Source organism: Pseudoduganella sp. R-43, from assembly GCF_049913255.1.
In the GTDB taxonomy this organism is placed as follows: Bacteria; Pseudomonadota; Gammaproteobacteria; order Burkholderiales; family Burkholderiaceae_D; genus Rugamonas.
In genome coordinates, this window is sequence record NZ_CP183988.1 from 1,623,079 (window position 1) to 1,648,383 (window position 25,305).

21 protein-coding genes are annotated in these 25,305 nt (G+C 62.5%); 12 read left to right on the top strand and 9 right to left on the bottom strand.

From position 1 onward, the window contains the following. Positions 1 to 1,233: a porin gene (locus ACN9M3_RS07625; RefSeq protein ID WP_426321554.1), complete on the bottom strand. Its 1,233-nt coding sequence runs from the start codon at positions 1,231 to 1,233 to the stop codon at positions 1 to 3. Positions 1,234 to 1,481: 248 nt separating this feature from the next. Between ACN9M3_RS07625 and argJ the strand changes: the two genes are divergently transcribed. From argJ to mutT, 3 genes are read left to right on the top strand one after another with little or no spacing between them, the layout of a single operon-like run. Beyond that, entirely contained in the window at positions 1,482 to 2,720 is a 1,239-nt protein-coding gene (gene argJ / locus ACN9M3_RS07630) for a bifunctional glutamate N-acetyltransferase/amino-acid acetyltransferase ArgJ (RefSeq protein WP_426169385.1), read from the top strand. A gap of 4 nt (positions 2,721 to 2,724) precedes the next feature. Beyond that, positions 2,725 to 3,591, top strand: coding sequence for an ATP-binding protein (locus ACN9M3_RS07635; protein ID WP_426321556.1), 867 nt, complete (start codon positions 2,725 to 2,727; stop codon positions 3,589 to 3,591). Then, on the top strand, positions 3,588 to 3,983 hold the full coding sequence (mutT, locus tag ACN9M3_RS07640) for an 8-oxo-dGTP diphosphatase MutT (RefSeq protein ID WP_426169391.1): 396 nt from the start codon (positions 3,588 to 3,590) through the stop codon (positions 3,981 to 3,983). Before ACN9M3_RS07635 ends, mutT begins: the two co-directional genes overlap by 4 nt. A 61-nt stretch (positions 3,984 to 4,044) precedes the next feature. Here the strand turns inward: mutT and yacG are convergent, their stop codons facing one another. The 7 genes from yacG to ACN9M3_RS07675 form a co-directional block, all read right to left on the bottom strand. Continuing rightward, complete coding sequence (gene yacG, locus ACN9M3_RS07645; protein WP_426169393.1) at positions 4,045 to 4,224, bottom strand: DNA gyrase inhibitor YacG; 180 nt, start codon at positions 4,222 to 4,224, stop codon at positions 4,045 to 4,047. A 5-nt stretch (positions 4,225 to 4,229) separates the two neighbouring features. Further along, on the bottom strand, positions 4,230 to 4,985 hold the full coding sequence (zapD, locus tag ACN9M3_RS07650; protein WP_426321559.1) for a cell division protein ZapD: 756 nt from the start codon (positions 4,983 to 4,985) through the stop codon (positions 4,230 to 4,232). Between the two features lie 61 nt (positions 4,986 to 5,046). Further along, positions 5,047 to 5,649 carry a dephospho-CoA kinase gene (gene coaE / locus ACN9M3_RS07655; protein WP_426321561.1) on the bottom strand — a complete coding sequence of 201 codons (603 nt, stop codon included), beginning with the start codon at positions 5,647 to 5,649 and terminating at the stop codon, positions 5,047 to 5,049. Beyond that, entirely contained in the window at positions 5,646 to 6,518 is an 873-nt protein-coding gene (locus ACN9M3_RS07660) for a prepilin peptidase (RefSeq protein ID WP_426169402.1), read from the bottom strand. The genes coaE and ACN9M3_RS07660 overlap by 4 nt, the downstream gene beginning before the upstream one ends. Before the next feature lie 5 nt (positions 6,519 to 6,523). Then, positions 6,524 to 7,735 carry a type II secretion system F family protein gene (locus ACN9M3_RS07665; protein WP_426321563.1) on the bottom strand — a complete coding sequence of 404 codons (1,212 nt, stop codon included), beginning with the start codon at positions 7,733 to 7,735 and terminating at the stop codon, positions 6,524 to 6,526. 10 nt (positions 7,736 to 7,745) lie between these two features. Next, positions 7,746 to 9,437, bottom strand: coding sequence for a type IV-A pilus assembly ATPase PilB (gene pilB / locus ACN9M3_RS07670; RefSeq protein WP_426169406.1), 1,692 nt, complete (start codon positions 9,435 to 9,437; stop codon positions 7,746 to 7,748). A 122-nt stretch (positions 9,438 to 9,559) separates the two neighbouring features. Continuing rightward, positions 9,560 to 10,849, bottom strand: a complete 1,290-nt coding sequence (locus tag ACN9M3_RS07675; protein WP_426169409.1) for an HlyC/CorC family transporter — start codon at positions 10,847 to 10,849, stop codon at positions 9,560 to 9,562. Between the two features lie 99 nt (positions 10,850 to 10,948). On the opposite strand from ACN9M3_RS07675, the gene ACN9M3_RS07680 reads away from it, so the two are divergent. Next, entirely contained in the window at positions 10,949 to 11,836 is an 888-nt protein-coding gene (locus ACN9M3_RS07680) for a helix-turn-helix domain-containing protein (RefSeq protein ID WP_426169411.1), read from the top strand. Between the two features lie 81 nt (positions 11,837 to 11,917). Then, positions 11,918 to 12,406 carry a NuoB/complex I 20 kDa subunit family protein gene (locus ACN9M3_RS07685; RefSeq protein ID WP_426169413.1) on the top strand — a complete coding sequence of 163 codons (489 nt, stop codon included), beginning with the start codon at positions 11,918 to 11,920 and terminating at the stop codon, positions 12,404 to 12,406. Positions 12,407 to 12,410: 4 nt separating this feature from the next. Here ACN9M3_RS07685 and uraH read toward each other — a convergent pair whose 3' ends face one another. Continuing rightward, a complete protein-coding gene (uraH, locus tag ACN9M3_RS07690; RefSeq protein WP_426169416.1) occupies positions 12,411 to 12,764 on the bottom strand; it encodes a hydroxyisourate hydrolase in 354 nt (117 codons plus the stop codon). A gap of 94 nt (positions 12,765 to 12,858) precedes the next feature. Here uraH and puuE point away from each other — a divergent pair, with 94 nt between their 5' ends. The 7 genes from puuE (at position 12,859) to ACN9M3_RS07725 (ending at position 25,276) form a co-directional block, all read left to right on the top strand. Then, a complete protein-coding gene (gene puuE, locus ACN9M3_RS07695) occupies positions 12,859 to 13,809 on the top strand; it encodes an allantoinase PuuE (protein ID WP_426169419.1) in 951 nt (316 codons plus the stop codon). 78 nt (positions 13,810 to 13,887) lie between these two features. Continuing rightward, positions 13,888 to 15,354: a xanthine dehydrogenase small subunit gene (gene xdhA, locus ACN9M3_RS07700; protein ID WP_426321567.1), complete on the top strand. Its 1,467-nt coding sequence runs from the start codon at positions 13,888 to 13,890 to the stop codon at positions 15,352 to 15,354. Positions 15,355 to 15,378: 24 nt separating this feature from the next. Continuing rightward, positions 15,379 to 17,721 (top strand): xanthine dehydrogenase molybdopterin binding subunit, encoded by a 2,343-nt coding sequence (xdhB, locus tag ACN9M3_RS07705; protein ID WP_426169424.1) that lies wholly within the window; start codon positions 15,379 to 15,381, stop codon positions 17,719 to 17,721. A 1-nt stretch (position 17,722) separates the two neighbouring features. Beyond that, entirely contained in the window at positions 17,723 to 18,655 is a 933-nt protein-coding gene (gene xdhC, locus ACN9M3_RS07710) for a xanthine dehydrogenase accessory protein XdhC (protein WP_426169427.1), read from the top strand. A gap of 2 nt (positions 18,656 to 18,657) precedes the next feature. Then, positions 18,658 to 19,971 (top strand): guanine deaminase, encoded by a 1,314-nt coding sequence (guaD, locus tag ACN9M3_RS07715; RefSeq protein WP_426169429.1) that lies wholly within the window; start codon positions 18,658 to 18,660, stop codon positions 19,969 to 19,971. Between the two features lie 27 nt (positions 19,972 to 19,998). Further along, the gene (locus ACN9M3_RS07720) at positions 19,999 to 21,417 is read left to right on the top strand and encodes an adenosine deaminase family protein (protein WP_426321570.1); all 1,419 of its coding nucleotides are present in this window, start codon (positions 19,999 to 20,001) and stop codon (positions 21,415 to 21,417) included. A 424-nt stretch (positions 21,418 to 21,841) separates the two neighbouring features. Continuing rightward, positions 21,842 to 25,276 carry a TonB-dependent receptor domain-containing protein gene (locus tag ACN9M3_RS07725; RefSeq protein ID WP_426321572.1) on the top strand — a complete coding sequence of 1,145 codons (3,435 nt, stop codon included), beginning with the start codon at positions 21,842 to 21,844 and terminating at the stop codon, positions 25,274 to 25,276. The last annotated feature ends 29 nt before the right edge of the window (positions 25,277 to 25,305 follow it).

Genomic DNA, 25,305 nt, shown 5'->3' on the forward strand with positions numbered 1-25,305 from the left:
TTAGAACACGAAGTCGATGCCGGCGGCATAGACGTTTACGCTGTTGCTGTAAGTTGGCACGCCGGAAGGCAGGATCAGGGAGCCGCCTTTGACTTGTGGCTTGACGTGGTCGATCTGCACTTTCAGGGCCAGCGACTTGGCGAAGTCCCAACGCATGCCGACCAGGTCGGATTTCTGTTCAGGCGACACCAGCAGGCCGCGCACGGCGCCGAAGGTTGCAGCCAGCGGATGGGCGGCAGGCACGGTCGGCACGGTTACGGACGAACCGTGGCCCTTGTAGTAAGCATGGGCGTAGTAAGGCAGCACTTTGCCGAAGCGGTAGCCGGCCATGATGTAGCCCGAGTTGGTCTCAGGGATGTAGACCGGCTCGTGGGCGCGGCGCTGGGCGTACTCGGCTTGCAGCACGATGTTCTTCCAGTCCATCGTCAGGCCGATTTCGGTGAAGCTCATCTTCTTGCCGCCACGCAGGGTCAGGTCGTCGGCGAGCTGGACCGCGGCCGGCACCTTGGTCGCGGCCAGGCCGTCGGTCAGGGCGTTGATCGGGGCCAGGTTGTTGACTTCGATCTTGGCGCGGGCGTGCGCCAGGCGGGCGGTGAACGGGCCGTATTCGGCGGTCACTGCAGCGCCGAACACCGGCGACTGGTGTTTGGCGACCGAACCGCCGCCGGTCGGGATGTACAGCTTGCCGCGGCTCACGCCGCCGAAGCCTTGCACGGTGACGTTGGTGTCGCCGAAGGCATGCTGCCAGTTGACGTCAGCACCGTCCATGTTTTCGATCGGAGCCTGGCCGTACATTTCGATCGGCGGGCGCATCATGGTGTTGGCGTAGCCGACGTTCTGGTAGTCCGAGATCAGGAAGGCAGGCAGCACCACGCGGCCCAGGCGCACGTTGGTCTCGTCGTTCAGCTTGTACTTCAGGAAGCCCCAGGTCAGGTCGGTGGTGAACTGCTGGCTGGTATTCTTGCGGGTCAGTACCTGCACGGTGCCCGACAGGCTCTCGTTGAAGGTGTAGGTGGCTTGCAGGCCCAGGTTGCTGTCCAGGCCGATGCGCGGGGAGTCGCCGGTGCCTGCAGCCTGGTTGTAGCGTGCGAATTTTGCGTCATCGGAGTTGGTCTTGGCCACGCCCAGGGTGCCAAAGCCACTGATGCTCAGGTTGCCGTCGCCCAGGGTACCGGCCTGAGCCATCATGCTGGTAGCAGCCAGCATGGCGGCGGCGAGAAGCTGTTTCTTCATGAAGTGATCCGATCGAATGTTATTTTATTGATAGTGCAGCGCACCAAAGTCGTGCCATTTTGTTTATGGCAGTTTCCTAGAATAAACTAAAATTGCACCAAATTGAATTGGAACCTGCACAAATAGAGAGCAGCTTCTAGAAACTGTGGGGTTTTTGAGTTCTTTGATTGGCGTTATTGCACTGCGCACTGAAATGCGCGTGCGTTTAAAATAACAGCTTCGTTCCCTATCAAGATTGAGAAGAAAACATGGCCGTCAATTCCCCTATCCCAGTTGCCGCTGACCTGAAGCCGGTTGCCGGTATCGAGCTTGGCTATGCCGAAGCTGGCATCAAGAAGCCGGGCCGCAAGGACGTGCTGGTCCTGAAGCTGGCCGATGGCGCCACCGTGTCCGGCGTATTCACGCTGAACCGCTTCTGCGCCGCGCCTGTGCAGATTTCCAAGGAAAACCTGGCGGCCGTGAAAGCCGGCGGCAAGCCGATCCGCGCCCTGATGATCAATACCGGCAATGCCAACGCCGGCACCGGCGAATCGGGCCTGGCCAACGCGCGCACCACCTGCGCGGCGCTGGCCAAGGAACTGGGCTGCGATGCGCAGCAGATCCTGCCGTTTTCCACCGGCGTGATCCTGGAGCCGCTGCCAGTCGAAAAAATCGTGGCAGGCCTGCCGAAAGCCATCCAGAACCTCAAGCTGGACAACTGGTTCAACGCCGCCGAAGCGATCATGACCACCGACACCCAGCCCAAGGCCGGTTCGCGCACGGTCGATGTCGCCGGCCACAAGGTCACCATGACCGGCATTTCCAAAGGCGCGGGCATGATCAAGCCGAACATGGCCACCATGCTGGGCTACCTGGCCTTCGACGCCAAGGTATCGCAGCCGGTGCTGGACGTGCTGGTCAAGGAAGCGGCCGACAAGTCCTTCAACTGCATCACCATCGACGGCGACACCTCGACCAATGACTCCTTCATGCTGGTTGCCACCGGCGCCGGCACCCTGGTGGTGGACTCCGTCGATTCGCCTGAATACAAGGCGCTGGCCGCTGCCGTCACCGAACTGTCGGTATTCCTGGCGCAAGCGATCGTGCGCGACGGCGAAGGCGCCACCAAGTTCATGACCATCACCGTGGAAGACGGCAAGGACACCGCCGAATGCCGCAAGATCGCCTACTCGATCGGCCACTCGCCGCTGGTGAAGACAGCCTTCTTCGCGTCCGACCCTAACCTGGGCCGCATCCTGGCCGCCATCGGCTACGCCGGCGTGGACGACCTGGATGTCAGCAAGATCAACCTCTACCTGGATGACGTATGGGTGGCCAAGGACGGCGGCCGCAACCCGGACTACAAGGAAGAAGACGGCCAGCGCGTGATGAAGCAAAGCGAGATCACCGTGCGTGTGAAGCTGGCGCGCGGCACCGCCGCTTCCACGGTCTATACCTGCGACCTGTCACACGACTACGTGTCGATCAACGCCGACTACCGTTCCTGAGCGGATGTCGCACCAACTCGACCAATTCCTCAAGCGCGCCGAGGCATTGCTGGCGCGCGTGGAAGCCATCATGCCGCCTGCCGCCGCAGCGCCGGACTGGCTGGCCTCCACCGCCTTCCGCTGGCGCAAGCGGGGCCACACCGGCTTTCTCCAGCCTGTGCCGCGCCCTGCGAAAATCGCCTTTGACGACTTGCAGCACATTGGCCGCCAGAAGGCGCAGATCGAACAGAACACGCGCCAGTTCGTGGAGGGCAAGCCCGCCAACAACGTATTGCTGACCGGCGCGCGCGGCACCGGCAAGTCTTCGCTGATCAAGGCGTGCCTGGCGGCGTTCGCGCCGCAAGGCCTGCGCCTGATCGAAGTCGACAAGGCCGACCTGCACGACCTGCCCGACATCATGGACCTGGTAGCAGGCCGCCCGGAGCGCTTCGTGGTGTTCTGCGACGACCTGTCGTTCGAGGAAGGGGAGAGCGGTTACAAGGCGCTGAAGGTGGCGCTGGATGGCTCGGTGTCGGCCGTGATCGACAACGTGCTGATTTACGCCACCTCCAACCGGCGCCACCTGATGCCCGAGCGTATGTCCGACAATGCCACCTACACGCATGACGATGATGGCGACCTGCATCCGGGCGAAACGGTGGAAGAAAAGATTTCGCTGTCCGAGCGCTTCGGCCTCTGGCTGTCCTTCTACCCGTTCAAGCAGGACGACTACCTGGGCATCGTGGCGCACTGGCTGGCCGCCTTCGGCTGCAGCGTGCCGCAGATCGCCGACGCCCGCGCCGAGGCCCTGCAATGGGCGTTGCAGCGCGGTTCGCGCTCCGGCCGCGTGGCCTGGCAGTTTGCACGCGATTACGCAGGGAGATTGAAATGACTGCGCGCCCGATCGATGTCGCAGTCGGCATCCTGATGCAGCCCAATGGCGACGTCCTGCTTGGACAGCGCCCTGAAGGCAAGCCCTACGCCGGCTACTGGGAATTCCCGGGCGGGAAGGTCGACCCGGGCGAGACCATCCTGGAAGCGCTCAAGCGCGAATTTGTTGAGGAGCTGGGCATCCATATCCAGAGTGCGGAAGAATGGTGCGGCGTCGAGCACGTCTACCCGCACGCCCACGTGCGGCTGCATTTCTTCATCAGCCGCGAATGGAGCGGCGAGCCGCAAAGCCTGGAAGGCCAGGCCTTCGCCTGGCAGGGAACGGTAGGCGTCGAACCGCTGCTGCCCGCCACGATTCCATTGCTGGAGTGGTTAGACAAAGTACGGTATTAAAAGTCGGGGTCAGGTCTGGCAATCCGCCATTTTGGCGGATTGCCAGACCTGACCCCGACTTTCATTTTGATTCTTCGTCGAGCGGATCGGTGGGGGCGGCGCCGGGGATGGTGTATTTTTCCTCGGCCCAGGCGCCAAGGTCGATCATCTTGCAGCGCTCGCTGCAGAAGGGGCGGTATTTATTGGCTTCCGTCCACTCTACCTTGGCATGGCAGGTGGGGCATTCAACGACAGTAGGCATGGTGCTTAGAAATTACAGAGGGTGAGCTCGAATGGTACATCTTCTTCCAGCGGCTTGGGTTTCAGGTCGCCGCCCTGGGAAGTAAAGCGCACCCACAGCATGTATTTGTTGGCCGAGATCTCGGGAATCGCGCCCAGCGCTTCGTCGACCGACAGGCGCAGCATCTGGTAGACCTTGCCTTGCAGCATCTGCTGGTAACTGCCGGCACTGGCGATCATTTTCACCGGGGCGCCGGAGTCGCGCAGCAGGCGCAGCACCAGGGCCAGCGCGTCGAACAGCGGCGCCAGCGGGTTGAACCAGGTGACGATGTCGTTGAAGCGCTTCTCGGCCGGCTGCTTTTGCCAGGCGTAATAGGAAGGCAGGTCGAATTCGCAGGCGCCGCCCGGGATGATGGTGCGGCCGCGGATGCTCATCAGCCATTCATTGTCGCGCACGTTCTGGCCGGTCTTGCCTTGCGAGGCGACCAGGGCGCTTGAAACACTGTCGAGTTCGGTGAGGATGGCGTCCAGCATTTCGGCCTGGACGTTCGGGTTGGAGCGGTAGCCCAGCAAGCTCTGGCGCTGGCGCTCGAGTTCTTGCAGCAGATCGGATTTCAGGTCGGCGCGCCCGGCCACTTCGAGCATGTCGAAGATGGTGGCCAAAGCGACGTGGTGCTGCATCGGGTGTTCCTGATGCACGAAGAACTTGAACTTCTCGTATAGATCCTCCAGGCGCAGCAAGGTGCGGATGCGCTCATTGAAAGGATATTCGTAAACGATCAAAGCATCCCTCGTGTCGAAGACCTATTAATAATCTCGTGATTCTGAACTATGCGAAGCAAAATTACAAATATTGCTGATAAAAACCATGCAAACGGTCTACTTGAGGGGTTAAAGCTTCGATCCTGCCGCCATTGTCTATGACATCGTCGGCCGCTGCCAGCCGTACCGCGCGCGGTACCTGGGTGGCCATGATGGCCCGCACCTGGTCTTCGGCCAGGCCATTGCGCGCCATCACGCGCGCCACCTGGACTTCTTCCGGGCAGTCGATCACCAGCACGCGGTCGACGCGCTGCTTCCAGGCGCCGGATTCGACCAGCAGGGGAATGGCCAGAATCACGTAGTCGCCGCTGGCATCGGCAGCCGCGGCCAGGGTGGCGTCGCGGATCATGGGGTGGAGGATGGCTTCCAGCCGGCGCTTGGCTGGCGGTTCGCGGAACACGAGCTCGCGCATTTTTGCGCGGTCCATGGCGCCGCGGCTGTCGGCCATGTGGGAGCCGAATTCGGCCAGGATGTCGGGCATGGCGGCGCCATTGGGCCCGGTCAGGGTGTGGGCAATCTGGTCGGTGTCGACGATGCTGGCGCCGCGGTCGGCAAACATATTGGCAACCAGGCTTTTTCCGCTGCCTATGCCGCCTGTCAGGCCGACCACGAAGCGCGCCGTCATGTCAGGGCGGGGCCGTACAGGATGGGGGTGATCTGCTGGCCGAAGAACAATGCCGCCAGGCCGGCGCCGGCCAGGTAGGGGCCGAACGGGATCTTGTGGTCGAAGCCCATGCGCGAGGCGATGATGATGCCGATGCCGACCAGTGCGCCGACCACCGAGGACAGCAGGATAATCGCCGGCAGCATCTGCCAGCCCATCCAGGCACCCAGCGCGGCCAGCAGCTTGAAGTCGCCGTAGCCCATGCCTTCCTTGCCGCGCACCAGCTTGAACAGCCAGTACACGGACCACAGCGCCATATAACCGGCGGCTGCGCCCAGCACGGCATCCTGCAGGGGCACGAACATGCCCTTCACATTGACCAGCAGGCCAAGCCACAGCAGCGGATAGGTCAGGTCGTCCGGCAGCAGCTGGGTGTCGAAGTCGATGAAGGTCATCGCGATCAGCAGCCAGCCGAAGACCAGGGTGGCCATGCCGGTCCAGCCGAAGCCGAAGTGCCACACCAGGCCGGCCGACAGCAGGGCGCTCAGGGCCTCGATCGCTGGATAGCGCGCCGAAATCGGCGCCTTGCAGGAGCTGCATTGACCGCGCAGCACCAGCCAGCTGATGATCGGGATGTTTTCCAGCGCCGTGATCTGGTGGCCGCAATGCGGGCAGGCCGAACGCGGCACCACCAGGTTGTAGCGTTCCGGATGCGGCTCCGGTTCATTGCGCTCGCTGGCGCAGAACTTGTCGGCCTCGCGCTGCATCATGACCGGCACGCGGTGGATCACCACGTTCAGGAAACTGCCGACCAGCAGGCCAAGGATGCCGGCCACCAGGGCGGCGGCCAGCGTTGCTGGCGGCGAGAACAGCATGAATACGTCTTGCATGCTGCTTACACCACCGAGCCGAGTTTGAAGATTGGCATGTACATCGCAACCACCAGGCCGCCGATCACCACGCCCAGGACCACCATGATCATCGGCTCCATCAGGCTCGACAGCTGGGCGACCGCCTCGTCCACTTCATCTTCGTAGAAGTCGGCCACCTTGCCCAGCATCGCATCGAGCGCACCGGATTCTTCACCGATGGCCACCATCTGGGTCACCATGGTCGGGAACACGTCGGCATTTTGCATGGCCACGGTCAGGCTGGTACCGGTGCTGACTTCGGTCTGGATCTTCTTGGTCGCTTCCAGGTAGACGTTGTTGCCGGCAGCGCCGCCCACCGAATCCAGCGATTCCACCAGCGGCACGCCGGCGGCGAACATGGTCGACAAGGTGCGGGTCCAGCGGGCTACAGTTGCCTTGCGGATCACTTCGCCGAACACGGGAACCTTCAGCAGCAGGCGGTCCATCGTGGCCTGCATCTTTGCCGAACGGCGCCAGCTCTGGAAGAAGAAATACAGCCCGGCAAACAGGCTGCCGAAGATGATGTACCAGTACTTGACGAAGTAATCCGAGATCGTCATCACGAACAGGGTCGGCGCCGGCAGGTCGGCGCCGAAGCTGCTGAACACTTCCTTGAAGGCCGGCACCACCCAGATCATGATCACGGAGGTCACGATGAAGGCCACTGCCAGCACGGCGATCGGATAGGTCAGGGCCGACTTGATCTTGGCCTTGATGGCCAGCGTCTTTTCCTTGTAGATGGCCAGGCGGGTCAGCAGGTCTTCCAGGATACCTGCCTGTTCGCCGGCTGCCACCAGGTTGCAGAACAGCGGATCGAAGTACAGTGGGTACTTGCGGAACGCCATGTTCAAGCTGGTACCGGTCTCGATGTCGGCACGCAGATCCAGCACCAGTTTCGATACCGAAGGATTGGAGTGTCCCTTGCCGACGATGTCGAAGGCCTGCAGCAGCGGCACGCCGGCCTTCATCATGGTCGCAAGCTGGCGCGTAAACAGGGTCAGGTCCTTTTCGGTGACCTTCTTGCCTGTCCGGTAGACCTTTTTCTTGATCTTGGTGGCCATGATGCCCTGGCGGCGCAGGGTCACGTTGACCACGGCTTCGCCACCGGCGCGCATTTCTCCGCGCACGGTCTTGCCGGTCTTGTCCTTGCCTTCCCAGGTGAATATCTGTTCTTTCGCGGTGCCCGCAGTAGCCATATCCTATTTCCTATTCGTTGGTGCAGCCCAGCACTTCTTCCAGGCTGGTCAGTCCGTTCTTGACCTTGACCAGGCCCGATTGACGCAGGGACTTGACGCCTTCTGATTCCGATTGCGCCGCGATCTGCATCGCGTTGCCGTGTGCCAGGATCAATGCTTCGATCGCGGGCGTGATCGGCATGATCTGGTAGATACCGACCCGGCCTTTATAGCCCGAGCCGTTGCAGCGCTCACAGCCCACCGGGCCGTAAGGTTTCCAGCTGCCATCCAGGTCCTCATCCTTGAAGCCCGCTTTCAGCAGCAGCTCCGGAGCGATGTCGATCGGCTTCTTGCAGGTGCACAGGCGGCGCGCCAGGCGCTGCGCCGTGATCAGGATGACCGAGGAGGCAATATTGAAGGGCGCGACGCCCATGTTCATCAAGCGCGTCAGGGTCGACGGCGCGTCATTGGTGTGCAGGGTGGAGAACACCATGTGGCCGGTCTGCGCAGCCTTGATCGCGATGTCGGCCGTTTCCAGGTCACGGATCTCGCCGACCATGATGATGTCGGGATCCTGGCGCAGGAAAGCTTTCAGCGCCACCGGGAAGGTCAGGCCGGCCCGGTCGTTGACGTTGACCTGGTTGACGCCGGGCAGGTTGATCTCGGCCGGGTCTTCGGCGGTCGAGATATTGATGCCGGGCTTGTTCAGGATGTTCAGGCAGGTGTACAGCGACACCGTCTTGCCCGAGCCGGTCGGGCCGGTCACCAGCACCATGCCGTAAGGGCGGTGCACGGCGTCCAGCAGGATCTCCTTCTGGTCCGGGTCGTAGCCGAGCGAATCGATGCCCATCTGGGCCTGGGTCGCATCCAGGATACGCATCACGGTCTTTTCGCCGAACAGGGTCGGCAAGGTCGACACGCGCAGGTCGATGGTCTTGGTGGACGACACGATCAGGCGCATGCGGCCATCCTGCGGCACGCGCTTTTCCGAGATGTCGAGCTTGGACAGCACCTTGATGCGGGACACCAGCTTGTCCTTGATCGAGGTCGGCGGCTGGGCGTGTTCGATCAGGTTGCCATCGACCCGGAAACGGATGCGGTAAAACTTCTCATAAGGCTCGAAGTGCAAGTCGGACGCGCCCATATTGACCGCATCCATCAGCATCTTGTTCAGGAAACGCACGATCGGCGCGTCTTCCACCTCGGCGTCGGCACCAGCGCCCTGCGCCTGGGACGCGCTTTCCTCTTCGGCGAACTCGATTTCGGCGTCGTCGCCCGTCATCTCGAGGACGGTCTGGGTCGAGCTCTTGGTCAGGGTTTCCAGCAGCTTGAGCAGCACGTCGTGCTGCACAATGACCGGTTCCACGGTCGATTCGGCCTGGAACTTGATCTGGTCCAGGGCCTGGATATTGGTCGGGTCGGACAGCGCCACCGACATCTTGTTGCCGCGCTTGGCCAGCGGAATCACGCGCTGGGTTGCCATCAGGCGGGTATCGATGGCCTTGGGCGGCAGGATTTCGGGGTTGATGGCGCTCAGGTCGAGCAGCGGGTAGGCAAACGTTTCGGCACAGAAGGCGGCCAAGTCGCGCGCGTTGATGGTACCGCCAGCCAGCAGTACATCAATAAACGTTGACTTTTCGGCAATAGCCTTCTTGTTCAGCGCGTCCGCTTGCGGCGGGGTAAGACGCCCCGCTTGCATCAGGGCCCGGGCCAGTCCCGACATAGGGGAACCAGACGCCGAGGTGGGTTGGACTGCTGCCATAGGAGCGCACTATCAGAATATTAATAAAGAGTGAGTCTCCGGATGATGCCTGTAGGCATCATTTTTGTAAAGGTCCGCACGGTTCACTCTGCCTGGCGGAACTCCGGACGTCGCAATTTCACTACTTTAATGGCCTGGTCTTGTGCTTGCACCACTTCCACGATGCAATCGACCACTTTGATGGAAATGGGGGCATCGGGAATGTCTTGCAATACTTCTAACAGCATGCCGTTCAACGTCTTGGGCCCATCAAGCGGAAAGTTTAAACCCAGACGCTTGTTAATGTCACGTAATGCCGTGCTGCCCTCCAGCAGGCATTCGCCGTGCTCGTCCCAGCCGAAGCTGTCGGCCCGCGCTGCGCTTGGGGTGGAGGTGGTGAATTCGCCGATCATTTCCTCGATGATGTCGTCCAGCGTGACCAGGCCCTGCACCTCGCCGTACTCGTCGACCACGATGGCCAGGCGCTCCTTGTTCTCCTGGAAGTTCTGCAGGGCGGCGAAGGCCGGCGTGTCCTGCGGGACGAAGAAGGGTTCGGATAGCAGCTTGCGGAAATGTTCGACCGTCAGTTCGTCCTGCTCGTTCAGCAGGGCGATGGCCTTGCGCACGTGCAGGATGCCGACGATCCGGTTGATCTCGCCGTCATAGACCGGCAGCTTGTTGTGGAAACAGGTGGTGAGCTGGGACTTGATGTCGTCCACCGGCATGGCCAGGTCCAGCGCCTCGATGTGGGCGCGCGGGGTCATGATGTCCTCCACTGAGATGGTGTCGAGGTCGAACAGGTTGAGCAGGATGCTCTTGTGCTTTTTCGGGATGAAGCTGCCGTTTTCCAGCAGCACCGAACGCAACTCGTCCGGTGACAGATTGCCTTCCTGGATCTGGCCAGTGGGCTTGATGCGGAACAGGCGCAGCCAGGTATTGACGAACAGGTGCACGAACCACAGCAATGGCTTGGAGACCGACAGCAGCGGGCGCAGCACCAGCGAAGCAGGCAGCACGATCTGGTCGGCATAGCGGGCGCCGACGATCTTGGGCGAGATTTCGGCCAGCACGATCAGGATGAACACCACGATCACGGTCGACAGCAGGATCACGTGCTGCTCCAGCCCGAACTGGGTAATGGCGATGGCCGTGGCGAGGGCAATGGCCATGGCGTTGATCAGGGTGTTGGCGACCAGGACCAGCGACAGCAATTGTTCGGTGCGTTCGAGCAGCCACAGGGTAGCGATGGCGCGGCGGCTGCCGCGTTTGGCCTGGTGGCGCAGGCGGAAGCGATTGGCCGCCATCAGGGCAGTTTCGGCCATGGCAAAGAAGGCCGAGGCGAGGATCAGGAAGGCGAGGACGGCAAATTGCGCCCACAAGGGAACGGTATCCAAGGGTCGTAATGACGAGTCAGTAAGGGGACGATTCTAACATGGCGCTGGCCCCGGCCGCGTCGTCGCCGCGGCCAGCACGCCTGGGCGAAGCCCCCTATAATGCTGGCCATGCGTGACGTGGATGCAATTCTGGCGCCGATGCGCCTGGCCCTGGTTCCGCCGCCGCAGCTGGCGGGGGTGGTGCGCTATTTTCATGTCGAAAGAAACAGCCCGGGCGCGGTGCTGGTGCCGGCCTCTCCCTGCCCCATGATTACCTTCTTCGTCCGCGGCGGCTCGCGCTTCAGCGGCGTGGACGGGCGCGAGCGGCTGCAGACCGCCCCCTTCATCACCGGGCCGATGTCTGCGCATACGCCGGCGGTCTGGGAGCCCGGCACCACCTTCATCAGCGCGGTGATCGACGTGGGCCAGCTGGGCCGCCTGCTGGACGTGCCTCCCGGCGAACTGCGCGACGCCGTGGTGCTGCTGGCCGATGCCGCGCCCGACTGGAGCGGCACTTGCGCGCTGGAGGAGGGGCTGCGCGCCGGCGGCGACAGCGCCGGCTGGGTTGCCCTGATGGCTGATTGGCTGACGCGGCGGCTGGCAGTGCGCGAAGCCGGCTTCAGGCGCGGCGCGCAACCATTCACCTTGCCGCCGCTGCTGATGGCCCTGCCTGCCGACGAAATCGCCACCCGTGTCGGCATCAGCGTGCGCCAGCTGGAGCGTCGCGTGATGGCCAGCTACGGCCAGAGCCTGCGCGATGGCAAGCGCATGCTGCGCTATATCCGTGCCTTGTCGAGCATGATCGCCGCGCCGCCGCGGCACGGCGGCCTGACCCGGCTCGCCGTCGACTGCGGTTATCATGACCAGGCCCATATGGTGCGTGATTTCATCCAGTACACCGGCATGGCGCCCAAGGCGCTGCTGGAAGCGGCTGCCGACGCCAGCGGGACCATGCGCCTGATGCGTTATGACGAGGCTTCGCGCGCCATCGTCACGCGCGGGGACTGACAGCCGCGGCGCATGTCGCCTCCGTACAATATTTTTCCCTCCTTCCCCGGTATCGTGGCGACGCTACGAAAGGGGAATGAAATGGAACTGGAAGCTACTCTGGAGCGCGACGGTTACGTGCTCACTTCGCTGGACGCGCTGATGGAAACGGTCCGCACCAACAGCCTGTGGTACCTGAGCTTCGGCCTGGCCTGCTGTGCGGTGGAAATGATGGAAGCCGCGTCAGCGCGCTACGACATGGACCGTTTCGGCATGTGCCCGCGGCCTTCGCCGCGCCAGGCCGACCTGATGATCGTCGCTGGCACCCTGACCAACAAGATGGCGCGCGCCATGCGCAAGGTATACGATCAGATGGCCGAACCGCGCTATGTGGTGTCGATGGGTTCCTGCGCCAATGGCGGCGGCTATTACCACTATTCGTATTCCGTGGTGCGCGGCTGCGACCGTATCGTGCCGGTCGACGTCTACGTGCCCGGCTGCCCGCCGACGCCGGAAGCCTTGCTGTACGGCCTGGTGCAGCTGCAGCGGAAAGCGCGGCGCGGCGAGCGCGCCGTCATGCTGCGCGGATAGTGGACTAGCTGCCGCGGTAGGTCGAATAGGCCCACGGCGACACCACCAGCGGAACGTGGTAGTTCTGGTCCGCATGGGCGATGCCGAAGGCGATCGTCACCTGGTCGATGAAGCGCGGCGCAGGCAAGTCCACGCCGAGCGCCGCGAAATAGTCTCCCGCGCCGAACACCAGCTCATACCGGCCAGGCTGCATGGTGTCGCCCTCCAGCAGCGGCGCGCCGCAGCGGCCATCGGCATTGGTCACATCCTCCTTCAATAGCGTGCGGGCGCTGCCGGCCAGCGCATACAGCGCCACATGCACGCCGGCGGCGGGACGTCCGTTGGCGGTATCGAGGACGTGAGTGCTCAGTTTTCCCATTTTGCATTCCTTATTTTGCTTATCCGGCAGATCATATACCGGTGCCATAACGCCAATATATTATTGCGCATATACCTTTAATCCCGGACCTGTCATGAGCAATTACCCGCGCGACCTCGTCGGCTACGGCCGCAATCCACCCCATCCACAATGGCCAGGCCAGGCCCGCGTGGCCCTGCAATTCGTGCTGAACTACGAAGAGGGCGGCGAGAATAGCGTTCTGCACGGCGACCCCGCCTCGGAGACCTTCCTGTCTGAGATCATCGGCGCGGCCGCTTTCCCGAACCGCCATATGAGCATGGAATCGATCTATGAGTACGGTTCGCGCGCCGGCCTGTGGCGGCTCCTGCGCATGTTTGAGGAGCGCAAGCTGCCGCTGACCATCTTCGGCGTGTCGATGGCGCTGCAGCGCCACCCTGAAGCGGTGGCCGCCTTCCAGGAGCTGGGCCATGAGATTGCCTGCCACGGCCTGCGCTGGATCACTTACCAGAACATGGACGAGGAGACCGAGCGCGCCCATATGAAGGAAGCGGTGCAGATCATCAAGGAGCTGACCGGCAGCGCCCCGCTGGGCTGGTACACAGGCCGCGATTCGCCGAATACGCGCCGGCTGGTGGTCGAGCATGGCGGCTTCCGCTATGACGCCGACTATTACGGCGACGACCTGCCGTTCTGGCAGGAAGTGGCGCACACCGGTGCCGACGGCAAGCCGGCCGTGACGCCGCAACTGATCGTGCCGTACACCCTGGATACCAACGATATGCGCTTTGCCGCCATGCAAGGCTTTAACAGCGGCACGCAATTCTTCGATTACCTCAAGGACGCATTCGACGTACTCTATAAGGAAGGGGACCCGGATGGCCTGAACCAGCCGAAAATGCTGTCGATCGGCCTGCATTGCCGCCTGGTGGGCCGTCCGGCGCGCGCTGCCGCCCTGGCGCGCTTCCTCGACTACGTGCAAAGCCATGACAAGGTGTGGATCACGCGCCGCATCGACATTGCCGAGCACTGGCACAAGCACCATCCTTATATGCGAAACGCCTGATATTCAAAATCAGGGATTTCATATATGGATGGGGTGCGGTAATGTTATCTTGCAAGCTAGGAGACCTGCGAGGACAAGATGTCAGAACCGATCCGCTTTTACTACCGCGGCGCCGTGCATGAAGTACGAGACGCTGCCCCAACGCAGACTGTGCTGCAGCACCTGCGCGAAGACTTGCACTGCACCGGCACCAAGGAAGGCTGCGCCGAAGGCGATTGCGGCGCCTGCACCGTGGTGCTGGGCAGCGTGGTCGACGGCAAGCTGGAGCTGAAAGCGGTCAATTCCTGCATCCAGCTCACCCCTACGCTGGACGGCAAGGCTCTGTTTACCGTGGAAGACCTGCAGCAGGCCAACGGCGCCCTGCATCCGGTGCAGCAGGCGCTGGTCGAATGCCATGGCTCGCAATGCGGCTTCTGTACGCCGGGCTTTGCCATGTCGCTGTGGGGCCTGTACCTGAAAAAAGAAGGCCAATGTGCCTCGCGCAAGGAAATCGACGACTGCCTGTCCGGCAACCTGTGCCGCTGCACCGGCTACCGCCCGATCATCGACGCTGCCCAGCGCATGGTCGAATTGCCGAACGTTGAATTCGACGCGGCTCGCGTGGCGGAGCAGCTCGAAGCACTCAAGCGCGATGCGCTGGCTGTCTACAGCGCACATGGCCAGACTTTCCTGGCCCCGCGCACCCTCGATGAGCTGATCCAGCTGCGTGCGGCCAATCCGTCCGCCGTGCTGCTGGCCGGTTCCACCGACGTCGGCCTGTGGGTCACCAAGCAGATGCGCGACCTGGGCGACATCATTTACCTCGGCCACGTCGATGCATTGAAGGTGCTGCGGGTGGACGAAGGTTCCATCGAAATCGGTGCCGGCGTTTCGCTGGAAGACGCCTACGACGCCCTGTGCCAGCACTACCCGAACGAACTGGGCGAGCTGCGCCAGCGCTTTGCCTCCCTGCCGATCCGCAATGCAGGTACCTTGGGCGGCAACGTCGCCAACGGCTCGCCGATTGGCGATTCCATGCCATGGCTGATCGCCCTCGGCGCGCAAGTGGTGCTGTGCGGCGCGGCCGGCGAGCGCGTGCTGGCGCTGGAAGACTTCTACCTCGATTACATGAAGAAGGACTTGCAGCCTGGCGAATTCGTGCAGGCAGTACGCGTGCCCCTGCCGAGCGAGGACGTGCGCTTCCGCACGTACAAGCTGGCCAAGCGCTTCGACCAGGACATTTCCGCCGTCTGCGCGGCCTTCGCCTTGCGCATGGACGGCGAGGCGGTTGCCGAGGCGCGCATCGCCTTTGGCGGCATGGCCGCCACCCCTAGGCGGGCGGCGCAGGCGGAAGCGGCGCTGAACGGGCGCGCCTGGAACGAGGCCGCGCTCGCCGACGCCATGGGCGCACTGGCGCGCGACTATGCGCCTTTGAGCGATATGCGTGCCAGCAGTGAATACCGGATGAAGACCGCGCAGAACCTGCTGCGCCGCTTCTGGCTCGAGACGCGCAATGATGCGCCGCTGGCGGCCGATGCCGTCAACGCCTTCGCTGTCAGTGCGTAATGGAGAAAGAATGAAGGAGCCAGCATGAACCATCCCGTCACTCCTGAACTGAAGGCCGCCACCTGGACCGGCGTCGGCATTCCGCGCAAGCATGAATCGGCCGAGCTGCATGTGCTGGGCCAGGCGACCTATACCGACGATATTCCCGAAGTTCGCGGTACCCTGCATGCAGCGCTCGGCCTGTCGTCCAAGGCCCATGCCCGCATTACTTCGCTGGACCTGGACGCCGTGCGCGCCGCACCTGGCGTGGTCGCGGTGTACACAGCCTCCGACATCCCGGGCACCAATGACTGCGGTCCGATCATCCACGACGACCCGATCCTGGCCGATGGCCTGGTGCAGTATGTCGGCCAGCCGATCTTCATCGTGGTCGCCGACTCGCATGCCAACGCCCGCCGTGCCGCCAAGCGCGGCGTGGTCGGCTACGAAGAGCTGCCGGCCATCCTGACGCCGCAGCAGGCCAAGGCTGCCGCCTCCTACGTGCTGCCGCCAATGAAGCTGCTGCGCGGCGATGCGCAGGCTGCGTTCGAGAAGGCGCCACACACGGTCAAGGGCCAGCTGTACGTCGGCGGCCAGGAACAGTTCTACCTTGAAGGCCAGATCGCCTATGCCATCCCGAAAGAGGGCAAGGGCATGCTGGTGCAATGCTCGACCCAGCACCCGAGCGAAATGCAGCACGTGGTGGCGCATGCGCTCGGCCTGCATTCGCACCATGTGACGGTGGAATGCCGCCGCATGGGAGGCGGATTTGGCGGCAAGGAATCGCAGTCCGCGCTGTGGGCCGCCGCGGCGGCGATCGCGGCGACGCGCACCGGCAAGCCGGTCAAGCTACGCGCCGACCGCGATGACGACATGATGGTCACCGGCAAGCGCCACTGCTTCTACTACGAGTACGAAGTGGGCTACGACGACGCGGGCCGCATCGTGGCTGCCAGGGTCGACATGACTTCGCGCGCAGGCTACTCGGCCGACCTGTCAGGGCCTGTTGCCACGCGCGCCGTCTGCCACTTCGACAATACCTACTACCTGTCTGACGTTGAAATCCATGCCGCCTGCGGCAAGACCAATACCCAGTCGAACACCGCTTTCCGCGGCTTCGGCGGCCCGCAGGGCGCCATCGCCATCGAATACGTGATCGACGAAATCGCGCGCAACCTGGGACAGGACCCGCTGGATATCCGCCGTCTCAACTTCTACGGCAAGACCGAGCGCAACGAAACGCCTTATGGCCAGGTGATCGTCGATAACGTCATCCACGAGCTGGTGGCGGAGCTGGAGCAAAGCAGCGAATACCGCGCACGCCGCGCTGCGGTGGCCGCGTACAACGCAAGCAGCCCGGTGCTGAAGCGCGGCGTGGCGCTGACGCCGGTCAAATTCGGCATCGCCTTCAATGTCACTCACCTGAACCAGGCGGGCGCGCTGGTGCACGTCTATGTCGACGGCTCGGTGCTGGTCAACCATGGCGGCACCGAGATGGGGCAGGGCATCAACACCAAGGTGCTGCAGGTGGTCGCGCACGAACTGGGCCTCGACCTGGAACGCGTGCGCATCACGGCAACCGATACCAGCAAGGTGGCGAATACCTCGGCCACGGCGGCGTCCACCGGCGCGGACCTGAACGGCAAGGCGGCGCAGGATGCGGCGCGCCAGATCCGCGAGCGGCTGGCGGCGTTTGCCGCGAAAACGCTGGGCGGCGAGGCGGCCGATGTGCGCTTCTTCGCCAACGAAATCCACGTGAACGGCCAGAGCGTGCCGTTCGAAGCGCTGGTGCAGAAGGCTTACCTGGCCCGCGTGCAGCTCTGGTCCGACGGCTACTATGCGACGCCGAACCTGCACTGGGACCCGAAGACCATGAGCGGCCACCCATTCTCCTACTACGCTTACGGCGCCGCCGTGTCGGAAGTGGTGGTCGACACGCTGACCGGCGAGTGGAAGCTGCTGCGCGCCGACGCGCTGTACGATGCCGGCCAGTCGCTGAACCCGGCCATCGATATCGGCCAGGTGGAAGGCGCCTTCATCCAGGGCATGGGCTGGCTGACTACCGAGCAGCTGTGGTGGAACGGTGCCGGCAAGCTGATGACGCATGCGCCGTCCACTTACAAGATTCCCGGCATTTCCGATTGCCCGGAAGACTTCCGCGTCAAGCTGTTCCAGAACCGCAATGTGGAGGATTCGATCCATCGCTCGAAAGCGGTGGGCGAACCGCCGCTGCTGCTGCCGTTCTCGGTATTCTTTGCCATCCGCGATGCGATTTCCGCAGTTGGCGGGCATCGCGTCAATCCTCCGCTGAACGCCCCTGCGACCAGCGAAGAAATCCTGCGCGCCATCGCGGCAGTCGAAGGCGAATCACCTTCTGCGGCAGGCTGAAATGGCTGACTGGTTGACGCCAGCCGGGGAACCGGCGGTACTCGTCACGGTCGCGCGCGCCGAAGGTTCGGTGCCGCGCGAGGCGGGAACGCACATGCTGGTCACCGCCAGCGGACAGTTCGACACTATCGGCGGCGGCCACCTGGAACACAAGGCCTTCGCCATCGCGCGCGAAATGATCGCCGCCCGCCGCGCCGGACGCGCGGTGGCGCCGCACCTAGAGCGCTTCCCGCTGGGACCAAGCCTGGGCCAATGCTGCGGCGGCGTGGTCTGGCTGCTCTTCGAGACGGTCAGCGGCGGCCTGGAAGAGGCCATGGCGCAGCTGCGCCAACGCCGCCGCCAGGACAGCTGCCGCATCAGCGCCATCGACGGCGAAGCGGAATGCCGGCTGGTGGACGAGCAGCACAAGGAAACGCATATCCATACCGACGCCGGTGGCCGCCGCTGGCTGGTCGATCCTGTCAAGCCGCCGCGCGCGCACCTGGTCCTGTTCGGCGCCGGCCACGTCGGCGCCGCGATCGTGCGCGCACTGGCCGAGCTGCCGTGCAGCGTGACATGGGTCGACGAGCGCGACGCCATGTTCCCGGCCGAAGTGCCAGGCAACGTCACGATCGAAGCCACCGACGCGCCGGAAGCCTGCGTGGACGAGGCGCCCGACCATGCCAGCTACCTGGTGCTGACCCACAGCCACGCACTGGACTTGCAACTGAGCGAGGCGATCCTGCGCCGCCCCAAGGTCGGCTGGTTCGGCCTGATCGGCTCCAAAACCAAGCGCGCCCAATTCACCTCGCGTCTTGAGGCGAAGGGACTGAGCACGCAAGACATGGTATGCCCGATCGGCCTACCGGGTATCATCGACAAGGCGCCGGCGGTGATTGCCGCCTCGGTCGCCGCCCAATTACTGATGGTCTGGGAATCCCAGGCGAAAGACTAGCAATGAGCAAAAACACCAGCGTGCAAGCCTACCGAGCAGGCTTGCTGCATTTTCACGCCGATCCGGCCTTCATCGAACACGCCCACGCCTGGCATGAGGACGGCCTGCTGATCGTGGCCGATGGCAAGGTACAGGCTGCGGGCGACTACGCCACGCTGGCGCCAACCCTGCCGCCCGGCACCGAAGTGAAGGACTGCCGCGGCAAGATCATCATGCCCGGTTTCATCGACAGCCACGTGCACTACCCGCAGACCGACATGATCGCCTCGCCGGCGCCCGGCCTGCTGCCGTGGCTCGAGCAATACACCTTCCCCACCGAGCGCCAGTTCGAAGACCCGGCGCATGGCGCCCAGGTGGCCGAGTTCTTCCTCGATGAGTTGCTGCGCAATGGCACCACGACTGCCATGGTCTACGGCACCGTGCACCCGCAATCGGTGGACGCCTTCTTCACCGCCAGCGAAAAGCGCGGGCTGCGCATGATCGCCGGCAAAGTCATGATGGACCGCCATTGCCCGGACTTCCTGTGCGACACCGCCGAACGCGGCGCCGAGGAAAGTGAAGCCCTGATCCAGCGCTGGCATAAGAAGGGGCGCTCGCTTTACGCCATCACGCCGCGCTTCGCCCCGACGTCGACGGAAACCCAGCTGCAACTGGCAGGCGAGCTGGCGCAGAAGTACCCCGACACCTTCCTGCAAACCCACGTCTCGGAGAACAAGGAAGAATGCGCCTGGGTCAAGACACTGTTCCCGCAGGCGCGCAGCTATCTCGACGTATACGACCGCTACGGCATGATGCGCCCGCGCGCCGTCTACGGTCACTGCATCTGGCTGGACGAAACCGATCGCGCGCGCATGGCCGAAGCGAAGGCCGCGGCCGCCGTGTGCCCGACCTCCAACCTGTTCCTTGGCTCCGGCCTGTTCGACTTCGAGCAGGCCGACAAGGCGGGCATGCTGCTGTCGCTGGCCACCGACGTCGGCGCGGGCACTTCGTTCAGCATGTTGCAAACGATGAATGAAGCCTATAAAGTAGCGCGCTTGAAGGGCAGCTACCTGCCTGCCATGCGCATGTTCTACCTGGCGACGCTGGGTGCCGCGCGCAGCCTGCACCTGGAAGACACGATCGGCAGTTTTGCCGCCGGCCGCGAAGCGGACTTTATCGTGATCGACCCGCAGGCCACGCCGCTGCTGGCACGCCGCAGCGCCAACACCGACAGCCTGGAAGAACAGCTGTTCGCCCTGGCGCTGCTGGGGGATGACCGCGCCGTAGCGGCGACCTATTCGGGCGGCCGCCTGGTGCATGCGCGCGGGCAGGGCTGACCGCCTCCACCACGCCTAGGAAAGAATATGCATAAGCCATTCAGCAGCCTCCTGCTTGCCGCCGCGGTATCCGCCGCCTTTGCCGCGCCGACGGCCGGCGCGGCATCGAACGCCGACATCACCGCGCGCCATTTCGCCTCGCTGGTCTCCGGCCCGGCGCCGAAGACGGCGGAACTGGCCATGTTCTTCAACAATATGCCGAAGGGCGGCGACCTGCATCACCATTATTCCGGCTCCATCTACGCCGAGCAGTACCTGGAATGGGTCGACAAGCTTGGCTACTGCGTCGACAAGACCAGCTGGAGCGTGCAGGCCGACAAGGCTGCCGACCGCAAGAACTGCGCGACCGTGGCCCAACTCGAGCAGGACCCGGTAGCTTACCGCGCCCTCCTGCACAAGTGGTCCACCATGGACTTCTACAACCACAGCGAAGACCAGCTGGCGCCCGACCTGGCTTTCTTTACCACATTCCCGCGCTTTAACGACGTGGCCTCAACCAATGGCAATGACGGCCAGAAACGCCTGAAAGAGCGCGCGATCGCGGAAAACGTGGGCTATATCGAAACCGTGTTCGAGATCGCCCCCATCACTTTCGACGCCGAATTCGACGGCAAGCTGAACGATGAAGCGGCCTTCGCTGCCTACCTGGCCAAGCTGGAAGCCAGCCCGGCCTTCAACAAGGGCATCGCCGACTACAGCGCCTACGTCGATAGCAGCAGCGCCGGCATCGACGATGAAAACTTCACCATGCGCTACCAGCCTTTCGTGTTGCGCTTCCTGTCGCCGTCGATCGTGTTCTCGCAGATGGCTGCCGGCTTCAAGATCGCTAGCCAGAATCCTAAAGTGGTGTCGGTGAACATTGTGGGCGCGGAGCATTATCCGGTCTCGATGCGCGACTACCACCTGCACATGCGCATGTATAAATTCCTGAGCGCCAAATACCCGAACGTGAAGCTGTCGCTGCACGCGGGCGAGCTGGCCCTGGGCCAGGTGCCGCCGGAAGGCCTGAAGTTCCACATCGCCGAAGCGATCGAGATCGCCGGCGCCCGCCGCATCGGCCACGGCATGGACATTGCCCACGAGCGCCAGCCGCTGGCCCTGCTGAAGAAGATGCGCGAGAAGAATATTCCGGTGGAAGTGAACCTGACTTCAAACGAATTCATCCTCGGTGTGAAAGGGGAGGCGCATCCGGTTAACATTTATCGCAAGTACGGCGTGCCGTTCGTGCTGTCGAGCGATGATACTGGCGTCAGCCGCAATACCCTGTCGAACGAGTACCTGTTGTTCGCCAGCCGCTACAAGACCAGCTACGCCGAGGTCAAAAAGCTGTCATATGACAGCATTCGCTATGGTTTCCTGTCCGACGCCGATAAACAGCGGTTGTTGAAACAACTCGACGGCCGTTTCGCCAAGTTCGAAGCCGACGTGGCAACTTCGCTGAAGTAAGCTCCTCTTTAGCCGTACTTGTGGCCCTTTCGCCACAAGTGCGCGCCTCCCTTACGCCGCCTGCAACCTTATAAAATTCTCCAGAGGCGTGCATTTCTTTATAATTCCGCCTTAACAGCCCCAGTAATTGCAGGAAAGCGTATAACGAACGGCAATTTATTTTCCCTACGTATAAATACGCAAGGGAAAATGAATTTGTGTTCAAGCGCGGCTTTCAGGCATAGTTGACGGAAAGATACGTCTACTGCACTTGGGAAGTCCCGGTCGTCACACAAATGTCACATAGCTGTCGCACCCTTGTCATCAACGGTGCCTAAAATCGCTGGGCGGCTACTATTTTTGCAACATTAGTAAAAAGCGCAAATGCGGCAAGCAGCATGTTGCCGACATTTACCAATATTTTGTTCTCTTTTGGGGTATATCAATGATGAATCATAAACGGCTCCGGCTGACGCAAATCGCGTTTAGCCTGTCTCTCGTGTTTGCCGCTCCGGCATTCGCGCAGAACACGACTTCCGCCATCGGCGGTCGTATTTCTGCTGCTGACGGCAAGCCAGCAGCTGGCGCAACCGTTACCGTGCTGCACGTAGAGTCTGGCTCGGCAAGCAATGTCGTCACCGACAGCGAAGGCCGCTACATCGCACGTGGCCTGCGCGCCGGCGGTCCGTACACGATCACCATTACCAAGAACGGCGTTTCCGAAAAGCGTGAAAACGTCTACGTTGAAGTTGCTGAAACCGCTGCCGTGGACGCCACCATCGGCCAGGCCATGCAGACCGTGACCATCGCCGGCGCCAACGCCGCACGTGCCGAGAAGTTCTCGCGCACCAATATGGGCACCCAGACCTCGATCAGCGCTTCCGAACTAGCCATCCAGGGTTCGATCAACCGCAACCTGCAAGACTACGCCCGTGCCGACCCACGCGTTTCCCAGACCGACAAGGAACGTGGCGAAATGTCGATCGCCGGCCAGAACTCGCGCTTTAACTCGATGACCATCGACGGCGTGGCTGTGAACGACACCTTCGGCCTGGAAGCCAACGGTTCCCCAACCGCCAAGCAGCCGATCTCGATCGAAGCGATCCAGTCGGTGCAGGTGAACGTTGCCAACTACGACGTCACCCAGAAGGGCTACACCGGCGGCAACATCAACGCCGTGACCAAGTCCGGCACCAACAAGGTGAAGGGTTCGGTCTACTACGTGTTCCGTAACGACACCCTGGCAGGCGACCGCTACAACCTGTCGACCGATACCTACACCGCGCCGGCGCCGTTCAAGGAAACCACCAAGGGTGCAACCCTGGGCCTGCCGCTGATCAAGGACAAGCTGTTCCTGTTCGCCGGCTACGAGAAACTGGAATCGTCGCGCGCTGCGCCGCAGTTCGGCCCAATCGGTTCGAACATGACCAACGTCGGCATCACCCCGGACGCGATCGCCCAGGCACAAGACATTTCCAGGACCAAGTATGGCTTTGACGCCGGCACTTCGCAGATCCCTGAAGGCCTGGCAATGGACGTCACCGACAAGCTGGTCAAGCTGGACTGGAACATCAACGACGACCACCGCCTGATGGTGCGCTGGTCCAAGACCGCGCAGTCCGAACCGCAGTTCCCGGGCCTGAGCAATACCGGCCTGTCGCTGAACTCCTACTGGTACGCGCAACAGAAGACGATCGAGACCAAGGTAGCCCAGCTGTACTCCGACTGGACCCCGAACTTCTCGACCGAATTCAAGCTGTCCACCCGCGACTACGATTCCGTGCCAGCGGTGAACTCCACCCTGCCGTCGATCGCCCTGCAATTCTCCGGTCCTAACCCGGCCGGCACCCCATCGGCGGTGTCGACCGGCAACCGCTTCCTGAACTTCGGTACCGAGTTCTCGCGCCAGCGTAACGTGCTGGGCACCAAGACCCTGGACGCTTACCTGGGCGGCAACTTGGCGATGGGCGACCACCAGCTCAAGTTCGGCGGCGACCTGAACAAGAACGAAGTCACCAACGCCTTCCTGCAGGGCGTGTACGGTTCCTACACCTTCGCTTGCCTGAACAACGTGAGCTACGCATTCAATGGCAACAAGCCTCTCACTTCTTGTGGGGCTGCCACCAACGCGCAAATCACCGCTGCCGTGCTGGAGAACTACGCCAACGGTCGCCCATCGAGCTTCTCGGTGCAGGTGCCACAGGCTGGCCGCAGCTTCAACGACGCCATCGCCCACTTCACCTTGAAGTCCTATGGCCTGTTCCTGCAGGACACCTGGACTGTGAACGATCGCCTGAGCCTGATGGCCGGCGTGCGTGTCGACTACGCCGACCTGCCTGAGTCGCCGACCCTGAACGCCGCCGTGGCTGCTGCCCCAGTGCCGGGCACAGCTGCAACCCAGGGCCGCCAGACCGGTGGTTTCGGCCTGGACAACACCAACACCATCGATGGCCAGAAGCTGTTCCAGCCGCGCGTTGGCTTCAACTACAAGCTGAACACCGAGCGCCCAACCCAGATCCGCGGTGGCGCCGGCCTGTTCCAGGGCGCGGCCATGTCCGTATGGCTGGGCAACCCATACCAGAACAACGGCGTGGCCACCATGACCATCCAGTGCGGCAGCTCCTCGGTGACCTGCCCGACCGGCATCTTCACCCCGGACGTGAACAAGCAGCCGACATTGAACGGTGGTTCGCCGCCAGTTGCCAACGTCGATGTGCTTGCCAAAGGCCTGCGTCAGCCTTCCGTATGGAAAGCTAACATTGCCTTCGACACCGAACTGCCTTGGTACAACGTCGTATTCGGCGCAGAACTGCTGAAGCTGAAAACCAAAGACTCGATCTACTACCAGAACCTGAACCTGGGTGCTCCACAGAAGATCGGTACCGACGGCCGTCCGCTGTACTACACCGACAAGGCGCTGCAGCCAGGTTGCTGGTCTGCAACTGGCCTGACCACCACCAACGGCACCGCTCCAGGCAGCCCGCAGTGCTCTGGCGCACGCAGCAAGGCAAACAGCAATGACAAATACGGCAACGTACTGGTCGCCACCAACACCAAGGAAGGCGACAGCACCCTGGCGACCGTGTCCCTGAGCCGTCCGCTGCTGGGTGGCTTCGGCTGGTCGATGGCTTACACCTACACTGACGCCAAGGAAGTTTCGCCTCTGACCTCGTCGACCTCCGGCTCGAACTACGGTTCCCGTCCGGCTTTCAACCCGAACGAAGAAGTTGCCTCCAACTCCTCGTACCTGGTGAAGGATCGCTTCAATGCGATGATCAACTTCCGCAAGGCCTTCTTCGGCAACTACAATACCACCTTCGGCCTGTTCTATGAAGGCAAAACCGGCAAGCCATACAGCTGGACCTTCAACAACGACATGAACGGCGACGGCACCAACTCGAATGACCTAATGTACATTCCTTCGGCGCCGCGTTCGGGTGAAGTCATCTTCGTGGGCGACACTGCAACCAACCACGCCAATGAAGACCGCTTCTGGGCGACCGTTGACCAGTACCGCTCCCTGCGTAATGCCAAGGGCGGCGTCGTGAAGCGTAACGATTCGTTCGCTCCATGGACCCATTCCTTCGACGTGCGCGTGAAGCAGGAAATCCCTGGCCTGTTCGCAGGTAACAAGGCTTCCTTCACCTTCGACATCTTCAACGTCGGCAACCTGCTGAACAAGAAGTGGGGCCATATCAACGAAGTCGGCTTCAACTCCGCCGGCGGCCACGCTCGTTCCTTCGTGGACTTCGCAGGTGTTGATCCAGCTACCGGCAAGTACGTGTACCGCGTGCGCGATTCCGTGGAAGACTACGAAGTTCGCCAGGTCAAGGGCGAGTCGCAGTGGGCCATCCAGGCAACCCTGCGCTACGAGTTCTAAGCTTGAGTGTATGAAGCAGAAACGGGCCG

Coding starts and splice junctions, on each gene's coding strand:
- xdhB (WP_426169424.1), top strand. CDS start 15,379: ATGAACCATCCCGTCACTCCTGAACTGAAGGCCGCCACCTGGACCGGC.
- puuE (WP_426169419.1), top strand. CDS start 12,859: ATGAGCAATTACCCGCGCGACCTCGTCGGCTACGGCCGCAATCCACCC.
- ACN9M3_RS07720 (WP_426321570.1), top strand. CDS start 19,999: ATGCATAAGCCATTCAGCAGCCTCCTGCTTGCCGCCGCGGTATCCGCC.
- mutT (WP_426169391.1), top strand. CDS start 3,588: ATGACTGCGCGCCCGATCGATGTCGCAGTCGGCATCCTGATGCAGCCC.
- ACN9M3_RS07665 (WP_426321563.1), bottom strand. CDS start 7,735: ATGGCTACTGCGGGCACCGCGAAAGAACAGATATTCACCTGGGAAGGC.
- ACN9M3_RS07725 (WP_426321572.1), top strand. CDS start 21,842: ATGATGAATCATAAACGGCTCCGGCTGACGCAAATCGCGTTTAGCCTG.
- pilB (WP_426169406.1), bottom strand. CDS start 9,437: ATGTCGGGACTGGCCCGGGCCCTGATGCAAGCGGGGCGTCTTACCCCG.
- ACN9M3_RS07635 (WP_426321556.1), top strand. CDS start 2,725: ATGTCGCACCAACTCGACCAATTCCTCAAGCGCGCCGAGGCATTGCTG.
- argJ (WP_426169385.1), top strand. CDS start 1,482: ATGGCCGTCAATTCCCCTATCCCAGTTGCCGCTGACCTGAAGCCGGTT.
- xdhC (WP_426169427.1), top strand. CDS start 17,723: ATGGCTGACTGGTTGACGCCAGCCGGGGAACCGGCGGTACTCGTCACG.
- ACN9M3_RS07680 (WP_426169411.1), top strand. CDS start 10,949: ATGCTGGCCATGCGTGACGTGGATGCAATTCTGGCGCCGATGCGCCTG.
- xdhA (WP_426321567.1), top strand. CDS start 13,888: ATGTCAGAACCGATCCGCTTTTACTACCGCGGCGCCGTGCATGAAGTA.
- uraH (WP_426169416.1), bottom strand. CDS start 12,764: ATGGGAAAACTGAGCACTCACGTCCTCGATACCGCCAACGGACGTCCC.
- ACN9M3_RS07660 (WP_426169402.1), bottom strand. CDS start 6,518: ATGCAAGACGTATTCATGCTGTTCTCGCCGCCAGCAACGCTGGCCGCC.
- guaD (WP_426169429.1), top strand. CDS start 18,658: ATGAGCAAAAACACCAGCGTGCAAGCCTACCGAGCAGGCTTGCTGCAT.
- coaE (WP_426321561.1), bottom strand. CDS start 5,649: ATGACGGCGCGCTTCGTGGTCGGCCTGACAGGCGGCATAGGCAGCGGA.
- ACN9M3_RS07625 (WP_426321554.1), bottom strand. CDS start 1,233: ATGAAGAAACAGCTTCTCGCCGCCGCCATGCTGGCTGCTACCAGCATG.
- yacG (WP_426169393.1), bottom strand. CDS start 4,224: ATGCCTACTGTCGTTGAATGCCCCACCTGCCATGCCAAGGTAGAGTGG.
- ACN9M3_RS07685 (WP_426169413.1), top strand. CDS start 11,918: ATGGAACTGGAAGCTACTCTGGAGCGCGACGGTTACGTGCTCACTTCG.